Source organism: Lichenihabitans sp. PAMC28606 (assembly GCF_020616535.1).
Classification (GTDB): Bacteria; Pseudomonadota; Alphaproteobacteria; order Rhizobiales; family Beijerinckiaceae; genus Lichenihabitans; species Lichenihabitans psoromatis.
Window position 1 is genome coordinate 2595915 of record NZ_CP085136.1, and the last position, 16642, is coordinate 2612556.

The window sequence follows — 16642 nt, forward strand, 5'->3', positions numbered from 1 at the left end:
CTAGAGCGCGTTGGCCTTTCTGGTTTCCGCGCCGACCAGCGTCCGGGACGGCGAAGTCGCGCGAGGGCCGGCCTCCCCCGCATCGGCAAAATGGAGCCTTGCTAAAGCCAGGACATATTTGAGGTATTCGGCCAGAACGAGCCTGAATCGTTGGCCATTCACCCACCAATCTCCAGCCTTTGCGCGTTCGGTCACGACCGGAAAGGCAAGAAGCTCGACGCCCGGCACGACATGACCGATTTCGGCGAGGGCACGCGGCATGTGATAATTGGACGTCACAACGATCAAGGATCGAATGTTGTGGGTTCGCACCCAGCGCCGGGTTTCGAGCGCATTGCCGACCGTGTTCTCCGCCGCGTAACCGAGTTCGACGCAGCAATCGAAGAGCCGGCGTGTTTCAGGGGCCAGCCGCGCGATGGCGGGGCCGGATGTATTTGGGTTGACGCCGCTGATCAGGAGACGATCGGCATTGCCGTTCGCCAGTAATTCGAGTGCGTCGGTGATACGGTCCGCACCGCCCGTCAGCGCCACGACGCCCTCGGCGTGGTGGATGGGCTCGGGCTCGCTGCGGTCGAGCGTCTGCACAAACAAGAAAAAGCCGGCCACGAGACCGCCTGTCGCACAAAGGCAAAGCAACAGGATCAGCCGGCTCAGCATGCGGAGCAGCGAGGGTCGCGAGTGGCGTCGGCTCAGGCGAGCGGGACTGTCGCGTTCGGCCGTCACGGTCGCATCGTCCTCGGGGTTGCGCTCCATCGGAGAGGCGACATCGTGACCTTGGATGCCGCAGTCATTCGAGTGCCTGCAAGTGGCGGAACACGATGGTGCGAGACGTGATTCCGGTCGCAAATGCAATGCCGACCGCGATCGCCAGGATTGCGAGATAGCCCTTTAGCCCGAGCGTGAAGGAGCCGAACAGGGCTTCGAGCTGGTCACCGCCGGGCGTCGCCACCATCCAGCTCTGAACGAGACCCGCCGCCACGAACATCAGGCAGGCGAGACCGCCACCGATAAGGCCGCCTTTCAGGCCTAGCCGGAGAAAATGCTTCTGAAACTCGCGCGCGATGAAGCGATCCTCGGCGCCGACAAAATGCAGCACGCCGACAATCTCCTGATTGCCGGACATGGCGCCGCGCGTCGCGAAGGCGACCGCCAGACCCATGGCGGCCAGCACCAACAAAAAGATCAAGACCGCCACCACGACGACCGTGTTGGCCATGGTGGCGAGACGCGCCAGCCAGAGGTGATGATCGTCGAGGCTCACGCCCGACACGGCATCGGTCAAGGCCTTGCGGAAGGCCGCAAGATCGGCGCCACCCTCGTCACGCAACCGGATGACGATGAGGCGCGGAATCGGCAATTCCGCCATGTCGAGGCCTTGCCCGAGCCAGGGTTCGAGCAGACGCTCCGCTTCCGTCTTGTCGAATACGGTCGCGTCCGCGACGCCCGGCGTCGCACGCGCGATCGCGGCCGCCTTGGCGACTTCGGCATCGATGTCATGCCCCGCCATCGGGCGGACCTGGATCGTCATCTCGCGCGAGACCGACTGGCTCCAGTCCCGCGACGCCCCGGCAATCAGAATGGCGCTGCCGGCCGTCAGCGAACCGAGGAACGTCATGATGGCGATCACGGTGACGAGCGCCCGACCGGCGATCGAGCTGATCGGCACCAGCGGCATGTCCTTGCGAAGCGCGAGTTCGCCCGGCGTCGAGCGACCCGGTGTTTGCGCGGCACCCGAAGCATCGTCGCGGGAGGGGCGTTTCACCAAAGCCATGCTGGCTTCCTCATTCGTAAACATGCAGGCGACGGTCGCCGAGGACCAGTCGGCGCGCCGCCTCGAACTGGTCCATCAAGGCGAGATCATGCGTCGCGATCACGACCGAAGTGCCCGACTTGTGCAACTCCATGAACAGCCGCAGCAGCCGCCGCGCCAGAGAGGGATCCACATTCCCGGTCGGCTCGTCGGCAAGCAGCAACTCCGGCCGCATGATGAGGGCACGCGCGATGGCGGCACGCTGCTTCTCGCCGCCCGAGAGGATCTGCGGCAGCACATGCATGCGCTCGCCAAGACCGACCCAACGCAGCAATTCGACCACTTCGGACCGATACGTCGCTTCCTCGCGTCCTTTGACCCGAAGCGGCAGGGCGACGTTCTCGTAGGTCGTGAGATGCTCCAGCAACCTGAAGTCCTGGAACACCACACCGATCTTGCGGCGCAACCCGGTGATTTCATCCTTGGCCAGCGAGGCGGCGTCACGCCCGAAGACCGTGATGAGGCCGCGCGTCGGTTTAAGCGAGAGCAGGATCAGGCGCAGCAGGGTTGTCTTGCCGGCTCCCGATGGGCCGGTGAGGAATTGGAACGAATGCGGCTCGATCGAAAAGGTGAGATCTTTGAGGATCTCTGAGCCCATTCCGTACCGCAAACCGACATTTTCAAAACGCACCATGGTCGATCCTTGAACACTCCGGAAACGATCAGTCGCCCCATGAACCCTAGCCCGCATCCCACTCTTGGACGACCGTTCGGGCGTCATCGCATTCGGCCCGGACATCTCTCATTAGCCCGCGACGGATTAAATCCGCCTTAACCATAAGCGGCCTCAATGGCGACATCGGCGCGCGGCGCACCGATTCTTTTCAAGGCCGCAGCCAACTTTTAGCATTCGGACGCCCCATGCGGATCATCTGCCCAACCTGCGCCATCCATTACGATATCGATGCAGACAATATCACGGCAGCGGGACAACTCGTGCGGTGCGGCGATTGCCGTGACGTGTGGCTGGTGCGGCCTGGCGACGAGCCCGCTCGGCCGGCGCGGCCGGAGCCGCAGAATGTCGTCGGTGAGCCGACGAGTTCCGATCCATTCGTTCAATGCGGCTGGATTCCCGCGCCGCCGCAACCGTCCGCACCGAGCAACGACAGGGCCGATCGGCCGATCGACTTCAACACGGCGCGGGCGCGGCTCCGGCCCCAGCCGGGCCAGATGTCGACGGGCGCCACAGTCCGGACCACGTTGGGCGCCATCGCGATCGGCCTGTTCGGCATCGGCTCGGTGGTGGCGGCCATCGGTGTGCCGCTGATCCACAAAGGTGCCATCCGGATCTCGTTCGGCACGGCCGCACCGGCCCCACACACGCTCATCTCCCGACCTGGCGGCGACAAGGGTTTCCGTGTCAGCTTCGCCGAGGGGCTCGTCCCCTGAGCGATGCTCGCCTGGCTTTGGCATGCGCCCCTTGGCTTGTCAGGCCGGATGGGTTGGCTTCTAAGGGTGGATTGACGAAGGCACACCATGAACCGACGATCCATCACGGTCTTGTATGACGAGACCGCCATCGCGAATCGCACCGAGGCGATGGCGGACGAGATCGCGGCCGTTGGCGTGCAGGATCTCCTGGTCATTGCCGTGCTCAAAGGCTCGTTCATGTTCGCGGCCGACCTGATCCGCGCCATGCACCGCAAGGGGATGGCGCCGGAGGTCGAGTTCATCCACCTGTCGAGCTACGCCGATGCGACCGTGTCGTCGGGCCTCGTCAAGGTGGTGAAAGATATCGATGCGCCTGTATCCGGTCGCGATATTCTGCTGGTGGACGACATTCTCGAATCCGGCCGCACATTGGCTCATGCCAAGGCCCTGCTGATCGAGCGCGGTGCCGCCCGCGTCTTCACCGGAGTGATGCTGGAGAAGCCGGGCAAACGCGCCGTGACATTCGAGGCCGATTTCGTCGGCTTTCAATGTCCCGACATTTTTGTGGTCGGCTACGGCATGGATGTCGCGCACCAATATCGGCAACTTCCCTACATCGGCGTTGTCGACACTTAGCCGTTGAGCGTCAGGATCGCGCCGTTCAGCGCCGTCGCAAACGACACCCAGGCGAGATAGGGCACGAAGCACAGCCCCGCGATCCGATCCAGCCTGAAGAACAACACCATCGTGACCGCAACCGCGACCACAAGGGCCACCACCACGATCAGACCGACGCTTGGGTTGTGGCCGGCGAAGAAGGCCCAGGACCAGGCGGCGTTGAGCGTGATCTGAACCAGGAACGAGAGCACGGCCGCGCTGCGCCCCCGCGTTGCGGGCGGCAGCCGCAGGATCCGGAAAAACGCGACCGCCATCAAAATGTAGAGCAGCGTCCAAGCCGGGCCGAACAACCAGTTCGGTGGGTTGAACGCGGGCTTGGTCAGCGTCTCGTACCACGGCAAATTCGGGAAGGTCGCGAGATTGCCGAGCAGAAACGCGGTGACGACGGGCGCGATGGCCGCGAGCGACGTCGAGATCGTGCCGGGACCGGATCGTGAGTGAATCGAGGACAAAGCGCACCATACCTGTTGATCGGGAAACGCCGGGAACGGTCAGCTCGCAGCCTTGCGGATCGCCTCGAGCAGGGCTGGGCGTGTCGCGTCCGTGACGCCGCCCACAAGCTTATAGACGATCGTGCCGTCACCCTTGATCACGAATGTCTCGGGCACGCCATAGACGCCGAAATCAATGCCGGTTCGGCCGGCCGGGTCGGTCCCGACCCGTGCGAACGGATTGCCCTTTTGGCCGAGGTAGCGGCGGGCATTTTCAGGATCGTCCTTGTAGACGATGCCAGCCATGGTGACACCGGCCTCGACCAGCGCCGGATCGCGCGACAGCGCCATCAGGGCGTCGTGCTCATCGTGACATTCGGCGCACCACGAGGCGAAGACATTCACAATCGTCACACGACCCTGACGGAGCTCTGCATCCGTCAAGCCGCCGGGGCCGCGCGTTTCGAGCCCTGGTAACGGCGCCAACGCAAAGACGGGCGCGGGACGCCCGATCAGGGCCGAGGGAATTCGAGACGGATCGCCCGCGCCGAGCCGCACCATGAACAGGCCCGCCAGGGCCACGAAGGCGACCAGCGGAAGCGTGACGAGAAAGCGCCGCCGCGGTCGCTCGATGTCAGATGGCCCGGAGAGCGGCGTCTCGGTCATGCGTCGAGGTCCTTGCCGGCGGGGCGGCCGAGCCGCGCCAGGGCGCGCAGCTGGGCACGGTAATCGAGCAGCACGGCCGCGAGAGTACCGCTCAGCACGAGGCCGGTGATCACGAAGGCCGCGACGATGAAACCGACGTGCATATCGACCGGCTGATCCATCAGGGCGACACTCTTAAGGGCCGCATGCGAGCAACGCTCGGCTGCGCCCCCGCAGCGACCAGCATGGTGAGCCGTCGCACGCGGCGGCGCAGCACCTCGTTGCGGGTCGCCATCAGATGCAGGGTCGCGAAGAGCGCCGTATAGCCCACCGCCATGACGAGGAGCGGCCACAGCATCGAGGCCGCGATCGTCGGACCGCCCATGCGGAACACCGAGGCCGGCTGGTGCAAGGTGTTCCACCAGTCGACCGAGAATTTGACGATTGGAATGTTGATGAAGCCGACCAACGTCATGATCGAAGCGGCGCGCGCCGCACGGCCCGGCTCCTCGATTGTCTGCCACAGCGCCACGAGGCCGAGATAGATCAACAACAGCACGAGTTCGGACGTCAGCCGCGCATCCCACACCCAATAGGTGCCCCACATCGGCTTGCCCCAAAGCGAGCCGGTGACCAGGCAGATGAACGTAAAGGCTGCGCCAAGCGGTGCGGCCGCCTTCTGGGCCGCTTCGGCCAGCGGATGCCGCCAGACCAGCGTCGCCAAGGCCGCGGCCGTCATGACCAGATAGGCCAACAGCGACACCCAGGCGGCCGGCACGTGGATATACATGATCCGCACCGTCTCGCCCTGCTGATAGTCGGCGGGTGCGACGAACAGCGCGAGATACAGGCCGACCGCCAGGGCGAGCGCCGCGACGCTCGCGAGCCACGGCAGCAGCCGGCCGGTCAGCCGGAGGAAATTCGTGGGGTTGGCGTAGGTGGTGACGATCGACACGGCGCTAATTTAGGCCAAGCTGCCGCGTCCTACCAGCGACGACTTGCGGTCGGATGAACCAATTGGGTGGCGCCGGTCGTCGCAGTGCCTCACTCCCCCGCGCCGCGAAGCGCCGCTGCGGCCGCAAATGGCGCAAGCGCCAAAGCCCCGAGGCTGAGGCCGCAGAGGATGAGGAACGGCGTGAGGAACGGGACGGTGCCGCCACTCGCGGCCTGCGCGGTCGATACCCCGAAGATCAGCACCGGCACCGCGAGCGGGATCACCAAGATCGAGAGCAGCAGCCCACCGCGACGGAGACTGACCGTGAGGGCCGCACCAATCGCGCCCAGGAACGTCAGCGCGGGGGTACCGACCAAGAGACTGAGCGTGACACCCCATAGCGCCGGACCATCGAGAGCCAACATCAAGCCGAACAAAGGTGCCACGATCACCAGTGGCAGGCCGGTGGCGCACCAGTGGGCGAAGCATTTGGTCAGCACCACGAGTTCGAGCGGAACAGGGCTCAGCCGCAACAGGTCGAGCGAGCCGTCTTCGTCGTCGGCTTGGAACAGTCGGTCGAGCCCGAGCAGCCCAGACAGAAGCGCCGCGATCCAGAGCACGGCGGGGCCGATGCGCGACAGGAGGTTCAGGTCTGGGCCGATCGCGAACGGCACGATGGTGACGAGACTGAGAAAGAAGACGACGCCCATCAGGCCGCCGCCGCCGATGCGGCGCGCCAAGGCGAGATCGCGCCGGAACAGCGCCAGGAGCGCGCGGATCACCGGATCACGTCCGAGATCACTTGCGAAATTCCTTTCTTCTGATGATCGATCCGCATCACGGCTCGAGCCACAGGTCGCGCAGCCCCGGCAAGTCGAGCGGCGCATGAGTGGACGCGAGGATCAAGCCGCCGCTGGTCAGATGATCCGTCATGATCTCGGCCAGCATGGCTTGCGCGGCGCGATCGAGCGCGGTCGCCGGCTCGTCGAGCAGCCACAGTGGGCGGTGGCTCGTCAGAAGCCGTGCAAGCGCCACCCGCCGCCGCTGCCCGGCCGATAAATAACCGACCGGGATGTCGATGACGTGGGGTAGATCGAGGCGCGTCAGCGCGAGATCGGGCGAGGTTGTGACGCCGCCGCTCAAGGCCGCCGCGATCTCGATATTTTCGCGCGCCGTCAGTGCCGTCTTCAGCCCATCGGCATGGCCGACATAATGCACGCTTTCGGCAAGCGTCGGCGCATCTGCCCGGTCGGCGCCCTCGGGTCCTGTCCATCGCACCGCGCCCGAGACCCAAGGCAGAAACCCGCAGATCGCCCGCAGCAGCGTGGATTTGCCGGCCCCGTTCGGGCCGGTCACCTGCACGGCTTCACGCGGAGCGATGCTGAACGACACGCCCTGCAACACAGTGCGGCCGCCCCGGGCAATCGTCAGGTCGTCGACCAGAAGATGGGCCAGCGAAGGGCGGGTCGTATCCAGGCGGGACCTCATTGATGCTTGGCAGGCAGCCTTGCTCCGTGTACCCCGCAACTTTAGAACTATCTACAACAACACGCCCCCGTCCCATCACGATCAGGGAAAAGCTATGGCCTCGCTCGACAGCTTCAAATGCCGCAGGACGCTCGACGTCGGCGGCGAGAGATACGTTTATTTCTCCATTCCCGAGGCGGAGAAGAACGGCCTCGCCGGCGTGTCGCAACTTCCCTTCTCGATGAAGGTGCTGCTCGAGAACCTGCTCCGCTTCGAGGATGGCCGATCGGTCACGAAAGCCGACATCGAACAAGTGGCCCAGTGGCTCGATAAGCGTGGCAAGGAGGAGCGCGAAATCGCGTTCCGTCCGGCCCGGGTGCTGATGCAGGATTTCACCGGCGTTCCGGCTGTGGTCGATCTCGCGGCCATGCGCGACGCGATGCTCGGGCTCGGCGGCGACGTCAACAAGATCAACCCCCTGGTCCCGGTCGATCTCGTCATCGACCATTCGGTCATCGTCGACGAGTTCGGCACGCCGCAGGCGTTGAGCGACAACGTCAATATCGAATATGAGCGTAACGGCGAGCGCTATCGCTTCCTGCGCTGGGGCCAGCAAGCCTTCTCGAATTTCCGTGTCGTGCCGCCAGGCACCGGCATCTGCCACCAGGTCAATCTCGAATATCTGTCGCAGACGGTCTGGAGCCGCCCGGAGACGATCGACGGCGAAACCGTTCAGATCGCTTATCCGGATACGCTGGTCGGCACCGACTCGCATACGACGATGGTCAATGGACTGGCGGTGCTCGGCTGGGGCGTCGGCGGCATCGAGGCCGAAGCCGTCATGCTGGGTCAGCCGCTGTCGATGCTGCTGCCGCAGGTCGTCGGTTTCAAACTGACCAATCGTCTGAAGGAAGGCCGCACCGCGACCGATCTGGTGCTGACGGTGACGCAGATGCTGCGGAAGCTCGGGGTCGTCAATAAATTCGTTGAATTCTACGGCTCCGGTCTCGACAGCCTGTCGCTCGCCGACCGTGCCACCATCGGCAACATGGCGCCTGAATATGGTGCGACCTGCGGCTTCTTCCCGATCGATGCCGAAACCATCACCTTTCTCGAGGCCACCAACCGGACCGATGCGCGTGTCGCGCTCGTCAAGGCCTATGCCGAAGCGCAGGGCATGGTGCGCGATTCATCGCTGCCCGATCCGCTGTTCACCGAGACGATCGAGCTCGATCTCAGCGACGTCGTGCCCTCGCTGGCAGGACCGAAGCGCCCGCAGGATCGGGTGACGCTGGAAACCGCAAAGGCGAGCTTCAACAATTCCTTGCTGAAGGAATATAAGGTCGACGACACCGATGCGCGGTTCTCGGTCGAGAATGCCGCCTTCGATCTCGGCCACGGTGACGTCGTGATCGCGGCGATCACCTCCTGCACCAACACCTCCAACCCGAACGTGATGATCGGGGCGGGATTGCTGGCCCGGAAGGCGGTTGCGGCCGGTCTCAAAACCAAGCCGTGGGTCAAGACCTCGCTGTCGCCCGGCTCGCAGGTGGTCGGCGAATATCTCGCCAAAACGGGACTTCAGCAGGATCTCGATGCGCTCGGCTTCAACGTGACCGGATACGGCTGCATGACCTGCATCGGCAATTCCGGCCCGCTGCCAACGGATATTTCGAAGACCATCAACGACCATGACGTGGTCGCGTCGGCCGTCATCTCGGGCAACCGGAACTTCGAGGGTCGGGTCAACGCGGACGTGAAGGCCAACTATCTCGCGTCACCCCCGCTTGTCGTGGCCTATGCGCTCGCAGGGTCGCTCCACGTCGACCTCGTCAACGAGCCGCTCGGCATGGGCCACAACGGCCCCGTCTACCTGCGCGACATCTGGCCGACCCAGGAAGAAGTCTCCGATATGCGAAAGGCGTCGGTCACCAAGGCGACCTTCGCGGATCGCTACAGCAACGTCTTCGAGGGCGACGATCACTGGAAGGGCATCGAGGTCGCGGTCAGCGAGACCTACCATTGGAGCATGGCCTCGACCTACGTGCGGAACCCGCCCTATTTCGACGGCTTGACCAAGACGCCCGCTGCCATCGCGGACATCAAGGACGCGCGGGTGCTGGGCCTGTTCCTCGATTCGATCACGACCGACCACATCTCGCCCGCCGGCTCGATCAAAGCCGCGTCCCCCGCGGGCCGCTACCTGATGGAGCATCAGGTCCGCCCGCAGGATTTCAATCAATACGGCACCCGCCGCGGCAACCACGAAGTGATGATGCGCGGCACCTTTGCCAATATCCGCATCAAAAACCAGATGGTCCCCGGCGTCGAAGGCGGCGTGACCCGTCACTACCCGTCAGGCGAGGAACTGCCGATCTACGACGCGGCCATGCTGTATAAGCAGGAGGGCGTGCCGCTGGTCGTGTTTGCCGGCAAGGAATATGGCACCGGCTCGTCGCGCGATTGGGCCGCAAAGGGCACCAAGCTGCTCGGCATCCGGGCCGTCATCGCGCAGAGCTTCGAGCGCATCCATCGCTCGAACCTCGTCGGTATGGGCATTCTGCCCCTGACGTTCGAAGAGGGCATGTCGTGGCAGACCCTGAACCTCAAGGGCGACGAGACGGTGTCGATCGTGGGCTTGGGCGAAAGCCTCAAGCCGCGCCAGACGATGGAAGCCGTCATCACGTCCGACAAGGGACGCGTGACGCATGTTCCGGTGATCTGCCGCATCGATACGGCCGACGAACTGGAATATTTCCGCCACGGCGGCATTCTCCAATACGTGCTTCGCAACCTTGCGGCCGCCGCCTGAGTATCCCCTGAGTGATCGGCCCGCTGCGGAAGCGGTCGATATAGGGGACAATGACGAGCGGGCGGACCGTCTTCGAGGCGGTCACGCCCCCGTTCCGAGGGAGCAATCATGACCTATGTGGCCGCAGAACATCGCTACGAGACTGCCACCTTCCGTCGCTGCGGGCGATCGGGCATCGATCTTCCGGCCATTTCGCTCGGGCTTTGGCAGAACTTCGGCGGGACCGACGTCTTCGAGACCGGCCGCGCGATCCTGCGCCGCGCCTTCGATCGCGGCGTGACACATTTCGATCTCGCCAACAATTACGGTCCGCCCTATGGGTCGGCCGAGGACCATTTCGGCCGTTGGATGGATCTCGACTTCCGTCCCTACCGCAACGAATTGATCATCTCGTCCAAGGCCGGCTGGGATATGTGGCCCGGGCCCTACGGCAATTTCGGTTCGCGCAAGTATCTCATCGCCAGCTGCGACGAGAGTCTGAAGCGGATGAAGCTCGACTATGTCGACATCTTCTATCACCACCGTCCGGACCCCAAGACACCGCTCGAAGAGACGATGGGCGCGCTGGATCAACTCGTGCGCTCCGGCAAGGCGCTCTATGTCGGTGTGTCGTCCTATTCGCCCGAGCGGACCCGAGCGGCCTACAAGATCTTGAAGCAGCAGGGCACGCCCTTCCTGATCCACCAGCCGTCCTATTCGATGCTGAACCGCTGGGTCGAGAATGGGCTGCTCGATACGCTCGAAGAGCTCGGTGTCGGCTGCATCGCCTTTTCGCCGCTGGCCCAGGGCCTGCTGTCGAACAAATATCTGAAAGGCGTGCCAGAGGCGTCGCGCGCCGCCAAAAATGGGTCATTCTCGCCCGATCACGTGTCGGACGACAATCTCGCCCGCATTAAGGCGCTGAACGACATCGCTCAAGCCCGCGGACAATCGCTCGCTCAAATGGCGATCGCCTGGGTGCTGCGCGATAAGCGTGTCACGTCGGCCCTCATCGGGGCGCGGACGGTCGAGCAACTCGACAATTCGCTCGATGCTCTGAACAATTTGGCCTTCGACACCGACGAACTCGCACGCATCGATACCCATGCGACCGAGGGCGGCATCGACCTCTGGCGGAGCCAGTCGGCTATTCCAGCCGAGACGTGAGGCTTCAACGGTCCGAATGACCAAGATCGCGACCGGGGTCGAGCTGATCCCGGACGCGTTGTTTGAGCACCTTGGCTTCCGGAAAGCCGCCGTCGCGCTTGCGCTCCCAGATGACGATGTCGTCGTATTCGACACGGAACGTGCCACCCGTCGACGGCACGAGCGCAACCTCGGCAAGCTCGGTTCCGAAGGTCGACAGAAGTTCCTGGGCCATCCAGGCGGCTCGAAGAAGCCAATGGCATTGCGTGCAATAGACGATGCCGATCCGCGGCTTGGCCTCATGTCGCGCCTCGGCCGCGGGTCCGATGTCGGTGTCGCTCACGAAATTTCCTCGACGATCTTGGCGATGAGCGAACGATCGAAGCTCTCGAAGCCCTCGGCGCTCGACACGAAAGCGGCGACGCCGCCGATCACGTTGGTTTTGTAATAGGCCGCAAGTCCACCCGGTGGATGTGTATGTTCCACGAGATAGCGCGGCCCGTCCATGCTGCTCAGGATCACCAGCCCGTTGATTGTCGTCACGCCATGGGCAAGAGCCGCGTCCCGCGCCGCCTTGATGTCCGTGCCGCCGTTACTGGCCCCATCGCCCGACACATCGATGATGCGCCGCGTTGCCTCAAAGGGCGCATGGTCGAATTGCGCTGTCGCAAAATCCAGCGCGGAGCCGATCGCGGTTCGGTCATAGAAGGAACGCGGAGCCCCCAACACCTGCTGGGCGAACGCTTTGGCGTCGGCCTCGTTGCGGATCGGCGTCCAATCGATCACGAGTTTCTGCGACTCCGATCCAGCCCATTCCATGAACGCGACCGCGATGGTTTTGTCCGGGTTGGACGCGATCGCCTCGAGCACGCGCGGATCGGCCAGAGCGGCCGCATATCCCTTGCGCTGCAGCTCGAACTTTTGCTCGTCGATGCTTCGGGACACGTCGGCTGCGAGCACCAGCAGCACATCGACATGCGGTTTGCCCGAAGCGAGAGGAGGCGCCTGCGCGAGGCCGGGTGAGGCTTCGATCAGAAGCGCCAGAAAGACGGCGAAGCGGAGCCCTGAGCGGCGTTCCATCGGCGATCTCCGTGAGGCGAGCCGCATCTTTCCGCGTCGCGGCGATCCGACTACGGTTCCGTGCCGAATCAGGAGAGAACATCATGGCCAAATTGCACGCGAATCCGATGCTGCGTCACCAGGGCTCGCGGCCGGTCAAGCGGTCGGCCGTGATCAGCGTGGCGACGCTGGTGCTCGTCGGGTGGACCGTACCGGCGGCGCTCGCGCAGCAGGCCAACGATCCCGAAGCAGGCTATGCGACCCGGCCGTTCACGCCGCCAAACTTCAAGATGCCGGAGGGAGCCGGTTGCGCGGGCGACATCGCCCGTTGGCGCGCCGTGCAGGATAACGATTTCGCCAGCGGCAACATCGAACCGAAGGTCTACAACCAGATCAAGGGTGAGATCGCCAAAGCCGAGAGTGCCTGTTCGGCCGGGCATGATGGCCAAGCCAGCGGCATGGTTGCGGCGTCGAAGCGCCGGCATGGCTATCCGGGCTGATCGGCGATCCGGACTAAAGATCCCGGGCGAACATATGCCGCATATAGTCGGTCACGAAGACCGGCATTTCGGGGCGCATGTCGGCCTCCCCCCGGACCACATGGATGCGGACCAATTCTGGATCGGCGTCCCGCGCAAGGGCCTCCTCGATCCGGGCCGCCAGCGCATCGGCACTGTCGCGCGATCGGACCAGTTTCATGCAGCACACCCGCACCGGATCGTGCAGGAGGGTGAAGCCGGGCGCAAAATCGAGGTCGTCGGGATCGAGCCCGGTCTCCTCGACAAGTTCCCGCCGGGCGCTGCCGTCGAGATCGACACGATCGCCCACGAGATCACTGAGATCCGGCGTCCCGGAGGGAAAGTAGATGCGCCCCGCATTGGCGGTGTGGGGGCCCATCTCGCCGAGCACGAACCCCCCGTCGGACCCGCGCAAGGCCGCCATCGCGAAGCCGTTGCGAACGCCGAGCATCGGGTAACCGAAATCGCGCCACGCGAGAAAGGCCTTGAACTCGGCCTCGAAATACGCGCCGCGATAGACCCTCCTGCCCGTGTCGTCCTGCTCCACCGCGCCGCGATGCTGCAGCAGGACACGGCCGTTGAACATCTTCGGTAAGGCCGCCAGCAGCGTCGCCCAATGCGCGTCGATCGCATCGGCGTGGTCGCTGGCGAAAAGCCACGGCACCGCCTCGAGACAACAGTCTATGGCATCGACATGATCGAGCGTGAACGGCCCTTCGGGAGTGACGCGCTCGGTCACTCAGGCTCCAGCGTTCCGTGCGACACCACGATGGCGGTGCCGCCGATCGAAGCGGACACCAACCGCCCGTCGCGCAGAGTGAGGCCGAGTTCGATGAGGCTCGGACGTCCCATCTCGAACCCCTGCTCGATGACGAACGCATGGTCACCATCGGCGAGGTCGCCATAATGCAGGAGAACGCCCGCGAAAGCCGCGACCGCACCACCGGTGGCCGGATCTTCCGCAAGGCCCATGTTCGGCGCGAACATGCGGGCGCGGATCTGGTGGTCCGGGCTCGCGACGTCGTCGGTGTAGAGGTAGACGGCACCGAACTCCCCGAACGCGTCGTACCAGCGCGTGAGGACGGGCCGTGCCCGTGCGAGGGCCTCGCGGTCGCGCAACGGCACGAAAGTAAAAGCCACGCCCGCAGAGAAGATGCTGGAAACATGACGGCCGAAGCCGATGTCGTCGACGGTCAGATCGAGGGCGGCCGCAATCACAGCGTTCGATGCGGTCGTGCCGCTCGAAGCCGGAAGTCGAGGCAGATCGAAGCGGGCATGCGCCACGCCCGCCCGCATCCCAACCCGGCAGGTCACTGGCCCGATCGTCTCGTCGAGCACGATCGTCACGTCGCCGGTCGCGAGGCGGTCGCGGTGATACCGCAGCGCTAAAAACACCGCCGTTCCGACGGTCGGATGACCAGCAAATGGAAGCTCGGCCGCAGGTGTGAAGATCCGCAGGCGAGCTTCATGCGCGGGATCGCGCGGCGTTTGAACGAAAACGGTTTCGGACAGATTGAATTCGCGAGCGATGGCTTGCATCCGCGCTGGATCGAGAGCGTCCGCGTCGAGGACGATCGCCAGAGCATTACCCGCGAGAGCCACATCGGTGAACACGTCCAACGTGGCGAAGGGGCGGCTCATCCTGCCGAGGCTCCGATCGCTTTCTGCAAAACATCAGCGACCTGCTCGGCCGAAAAGGGCTTCGGCAGCGTCGGGCGGTTGCGCCACGCCTCCGGCAACGTCGTTGCGCCATAACCGCTCGCAAAGATGATTGACATGCCGCGCGCCGCAAGGATCTCCGCGACCGGGAAGATGGGGTCGCCGCCAAGATTGATGTCGAGAATCGCGACATCGGCCGCAATCGTCGGGGCCTGTTCCATCGCCTGACGGAATGTCAAAGCAGAGCCGACGATGTCGCACTCGATCTCGCCAAGGAGGTCCTCGAGCAGCATCGCAATGAGCGATTCATCCTCGACGATGAAAACCTTCAGCCCTCGCAAATCACGATTGGCTGCGCGTTCGGTTTCCGACACCACTGCTCCCTTCCTGCTTCGCCACCACCAGGACGAGCGCTATGCGCTATGCGCTATCTTCAATGTCCGATGCCTAAACTCAAGTCCATCGGCATGCAATTGCGCCATTTCTTGCCGCGTGATAACATGCTTCAACGTGACAAGATCGTGGTTTTTCGCGTCGCCCTGGGCTTTATTGTTGACATGGGCGGATGCCGCATCATGTTATCGCCAGCCATCAGGTCATGACGGGTCGCAGCGCATCGGCCGACCACTCAGACTATCGTCGCAGAGGAGAAAACCATTCGTCGTCCAATGAAAGCAGCACCGGTCCCGCAGAAAGACGGGCCACGTATAAACCTCGATATCCGTGTCAAGGAGGTCCAACTGATTGACGCCGAGGGGCGCAATCGTGGCAATACCGACACGCAGGAGGCGCTGCAGATCGCGACAGAGGCTGGACTCGATCTTGTCGAGATCGTTCCAAATGCCAATCCTCCAGTCTGCAAGATCTTGGATTACGGCAAATTCCGCTTCCTCGAACAGAAAAAGGCCGCTGAGGCGCGCAAGCGTCAAAAGGTCGTCGAAGTGAAGGAAATCAAGCTTCGGCCTGGCATCGACGAACACGATTACGATACCAAGATGAAAGCGGTGCATCGCTTCTTCGAGGAAGGCGACAAGGTCAAGGTTACGCTTCGGTTTCGCGGGCGTGAAATGGCCCACCAGGATATTGGGTATCGCCTCCTTGATCGGGTGAAAACAGAGACGCTCGCAATCGCCAAAGTCGAGACTGAGCCGTCGATGGAAGGCCGCCAGATGGTCATGATCCTGGCGCCCCGCTGAGACGCGTCTCCGGTTTATAGGTTGAATGAAGGGCGTGCGGCGAAAGTCGGCACCCTTTCTGCTTGTTGGGGGTGCGTCGGCGCGATCACCTGGGAGCATCAAGCCGCCCGCTCTTCAACGACCCTCGAGTCCAAAGCGACCCAGCCGAAGCTGGTCGCGCCGTCACTCGCTCGCAGGCTTAGGCGCCAAGCGGTCCAGGCGTTTCTGCATGTCGCTCAATTCCGTCCGCAGCGCTTCGAGATCGTCGGCGGTCGGGGCCGACGATATCGGGCTCGGTTCAGCGACCGCGCCAACCGGGATCTTGGGCGTGAACGGGCTGAACATCGTCAAAGCCTGCGAGAACATCAGCATGTTCTTGCGGGTCTGCTCCTCGAGTTGATCGAACATCTGACTGCGAAACGCCGTACCCGGCAACATGCTGCCGCCGATGGCGGTCTCGACCTGCTCACGCATTTTATGCTGGTCGGTTGTTAGTTTATCGATGGTAAATTCGAGATAGCTCGGGACCAGCATCTGCATGCTGTCGCCGTAAAAGCGGATCAATTGGCGGAGAAAGGCGGTCGGCAAAAGGCTTTGGCCGTTCTTGCCCTCCTGCTCAAAAATGATCTGTGCCAGAACGCTTCGGGTGATTTCCTCTCCGGTCTTGGCATCGAAGACCGCAAAATCCTCGCCACGCTTGACCATACCGGCCAAGTCTTCGAGCGTCACGTAGGTGCTGGTTCCCGTATTGTATAATCGTCGGTTGGCGTATTTCTTGATCGTGATCGGTTTGTCAGTCGCGGTCATGCTGGGTCCGCCATAGCCGGGAAACAGCCTCCTTCGAGATGACGGACGGGTCTCGAGCCGTTCGACACTCGCGTTAAGCGGTTCCACCCTGAGATTTTAAGTTCGAAGCTTGTTCTTCGCCTGATCGCGTGACGCTCTCCCGGTCGAGGAT

The 16642-nt window shown here is 63.5% G+C and carries 21 protein-coding genes; 6 read left to right on the forward strand and 15 right to left on the reverse strand.

Going from position 1 to position 16642, the window contains the following annotated elements; translation table 11 throughout:
- The 3 genes from LGH83_RS12260 to ftsE are packed head-to-tail and all read right to left on the reverse strand — an operon-like array spanning position 1 to position 2444.
- Positions 1-753 (reverse strand): YdcF family protein, encoded by a 753-nt coding sequence (locus tag LGH83_RS12260; RefSeq protein ID WP_227398911.1) that lies wholly within the window; start codon positions 751-753, stop codon positions 1-3.
- Positions 754-787: 34 nt separating this feature from the next.
- The gene (locus tag LGH83_RS12265; protein ID WP_227398912.1) at positions 788-1771 is read right to left on the reverse strand and encodes a cell division protein FtsX; all 984 of its coding nucleotides are present in this window, start codon (positions 1769-1771) and stop codon (positions 788-790) included.
- Positions 1772-1781: 10 nt separating this feature from the next.
- A complete protein-coding gene (gene ftsE, locus LGH83_RS12270; protein WP_131114153.1) occupies positions 1782-2444 on the reverse strand; it encodes a cell division ATP-binding protein FtsE in 663 nt (220 codons plus the stop codon).
- 227 nt (positions 2445-2671) lie between these two features.
- Here ftsE and LGH83_RS12275 point away from each other — a divergent pair, with 227 nt between their 5' ends.
- Together LGH83_RS12275 and hpt are read left to right on the forward strand one after the other, a co-directional pair.
- Positions 2672-3199, forward strand: a complete 528-nt coding sequence (locus tag LGH83_RS12275) for a zinc-ribbon domain-containing protein (protein WP_227398913.1) — start codon at positions 2672-2674, stop codon at positions 3197-3199.
- A gap of 87 nt (positions 3200-3286) precedes the next feature.
- The gene (gene hpt, locus LGH83_RS12280; RefSeq protein ID WP_227398914.1) at positions 3287-3817 is read left to right on the forward strand and encodes a hypoxanthine phosphoribosyltransferase; all 531 of its coding nucleotides are present in this window, start codon (positions 3287-3289) and stop codon (positions 3815-3817) included.
- Here the strand turns inward: hpt and LGH83_RS12285 are convergent.
- The 6 genes from LGH83_RS12285 to ccmA all read right to left on the reverse strand — a co-directional run bounded on the left by LGH83_RS12285 (position 3814) and on the right by ccmA (position 7357).
- A complete protein-coding gene (locus LGH83_RS12285) occupies positions 3814-4311 on the reverse strand; it encodes a TspO/MBR family protein (RefSeq protein WP_227398915.1) in 498 nt (165 codons plus the stop codon). The genes hpt and LGH83_RS12285 overlap by 4 nt on opposite strands.
- A 39-nt stretch (positions 4312-4350) precedes the next feature.
- Positions 4351-4956 carry a DsbE family thiol:disulfide interchange protein gene (locus tag LGH83_RS12290; protein WP_227398916.1) on the reverse strand — a complete coding sequence of 202 codons (606 nt, stop codon included), beginning with the start codon at positions 4954-4956 and terminating at the stop codon, positions 4351-4353.
- Positions 4953-5117 carry a heme exporter protein CcmD gene (ccmD, locus tag LGH83_RS12295; protein ID WP_170314070.1) on the reverse strand — a complete coding sequence of 55 codons (165 nt, stop codon included), beginning with the start codon at positions 5115-5117 and terminating at the stop codon, positions 4953-4955. Before ccmD ends, LGH83_RS12290 begins: the two co-directional genes overlap by 4 nt.
- A complete protein-coding gene (locus LGH83_RS12300; RefSeq protein ID WP_227398917.1) occupies positions 5117-5890 on the reverse strand; it encodes a heme ABC transporter permease in 774 nt (257 codons plus the stop codon). Before LGH83_RS12300 ends, ccmD begins: the two co-directional genes overlap by 1 nt.
- 89 nt (positions 5891-5979) lie before the next feature.
- Entirely contained in the window at positions 5980-6651 is a 672-nt protein-coding gene (ccmB, locus tag LGH83_RS12305) for a heme exporter protein CcmB (RefSeq protein ID WP_227398918.1), read from the reverse strand.
- A 55-nt stretch (positions 6652-6706) separates the two neighbouring features.
- On the reverse strand, positions 6707-7357 hold the full coding sequence (gene ccmA / locus LGH83_RS12310) for a heme ABC exporter ATP-binding protein CcmA (RefSeq protein ID WP_227398919.1): 651 nt from the start codon (positions 7355-7357) through the stop codon (positions 6707-6709).
- Positions 7358-7451: 94 nt separating this feature from the next.
- On the opposite strand from ccmA, the gene acnA reads away from it, so the two are divergent.
- Positions 7452-10148, forward strand: coding sequence for an aconitate hydratase AcnA (gene acnA, locus LGH83_RS12315; RefSeq protein ID WP_227398920.1), 2697 nt, complete (start codon positions 7452-7454; stop codon positions 10146-10148).
- A 108-nt stretch (positions 10149-10256) separates the two neighbouring features.
- Positions 10257-11294 (forward strand): L-glyceraldehyde 3-phosphate reductase, encoded by a 1038-nt coding sequence (gene mgrA, locus LGH83_RS12320; RefSeq protein WP_227398921.1) that lies wholly within the window; start codon positions 10257-10259, stop codon positions 11292-11294.
- Positions 11295-11298: 4 nt separating this feature from the next.
- Here the strand turns inward: mgrA and LGH83_RS12325 are convergent, their stop codons facing one another.
- Entirely contained in the window at positions 11299-11616 is a 318-nt protein-coding gene (locus tag LGH83_RS12325) for a SelT/SelW/SelH family protein (protein ID WP_227398922.1), read from the reverse strand.
- A complete protein-coding gene (locus tag LGH83_RS12330) occupies positions 11613-12353 on the reverse strand; it encodes a DUF1194 domain-containing protein (RefSeq protein ID WP_227398923.1) in 741 nt (246 codons plus the stop codon). The genes LGH83_RS12325 and LGH83_RS12330 overlap by 4 nt, the downstream gene beginning before the upstream one ends.
- An 83-nt stretch (positions 12354-12436) precedes the next feature.
- On the opposite strand from LGH83_RS12330, the gene LGH83_RS12335 reads away from it, so the two are divergent.
- Complete coding sequence (locus tag LGH83_RS12335) at positions 12437-12832, forward strand: hypothetical protein (RefSeq protein ID WP_227398924.1); 396 nt, start codon at positions 12437-12439, stop codon at positions 12830-12832.
- 13 nt (positions 12833-12845) lie between these two features.
- On the opposite strand, the gene LGH83_RS12340 is transcribed toward LGH83_RS12335, so the two are convergent.
- Genes LGH83_RS12340 through LGH83_RS12350 form a run of 3 tightly spaced genes read right to left on the reverse strand, consistent with a single transcriptional unit; the run spans position 12846 to position 14883 of the window.
- A complete protein-coding gene (locus LGH83_RS12340) occupies positions 12846-13589 on the reverse strand; it encodes an NUDIX hydrolase (RefSeq protein WP_227398925.1) in 744 nt (247 codons plus the stop codon).
- Positions 13586-14491, reverse strand: a complete 906-nt coding sequence (locus LGH83_RS12345) for a PhzF family phenazine biosynthesis protein (RefSeq protein ID WP_227398926.1) — start codon at positions 14489-14491, stop codon at positions 13586-13588. Before LGH83_RS12345 ends, LGH83_RS12340 begins: the two co-directional genes overlap by 4 nt.
- A complete protein-coding gene (locus LGH83_RS12350) occupies positions 14488-14883 on the reverse strand; it encodes a response regulator (RefSeq protein ID WP_227398927.1) in 396 nt (131 codons plus the stop codon). The genes LGH83_RS12345 and LGH83_RS12350 overlap by 4 nt, the downstream gene beginning before the upstream one ends.
- A gap of 294 nt (positions 14884-15177) precedes the next feature.
- Here LGH83_RS12350 and infC point away from each other — a divergent pair, with 294 nt between their 5' ends.
- A complete protein-coding gene (gene infC, locus LGH83_RS12355; RefSeq protein WP_131114139.1) occupies positions 15178-15705 on the forward strand; it encodes a translation initiation factor IF-3 in 528 nt (175 codons plus the stop codon).
- Between the two features lie 162 nt (positions 15706-15867).
- Here infC and phaR read toward each other — a convergent pair whose 3' ends face one another.
- Positions 15868-16491: a polyhydroxyalkanoate synthesis repressor PhaR gene (gene phaR, locus LGH83_RS12360; protein ID WP_227398928.1), complete on the reverse strand. Its 624-nt coding sequence runs from the start codon at positions 16489-16491 to the stop codon at positions 15868-15870.
- Between the last annotated feature and the right edge of the window lie 151 nt (positions 16492-16642).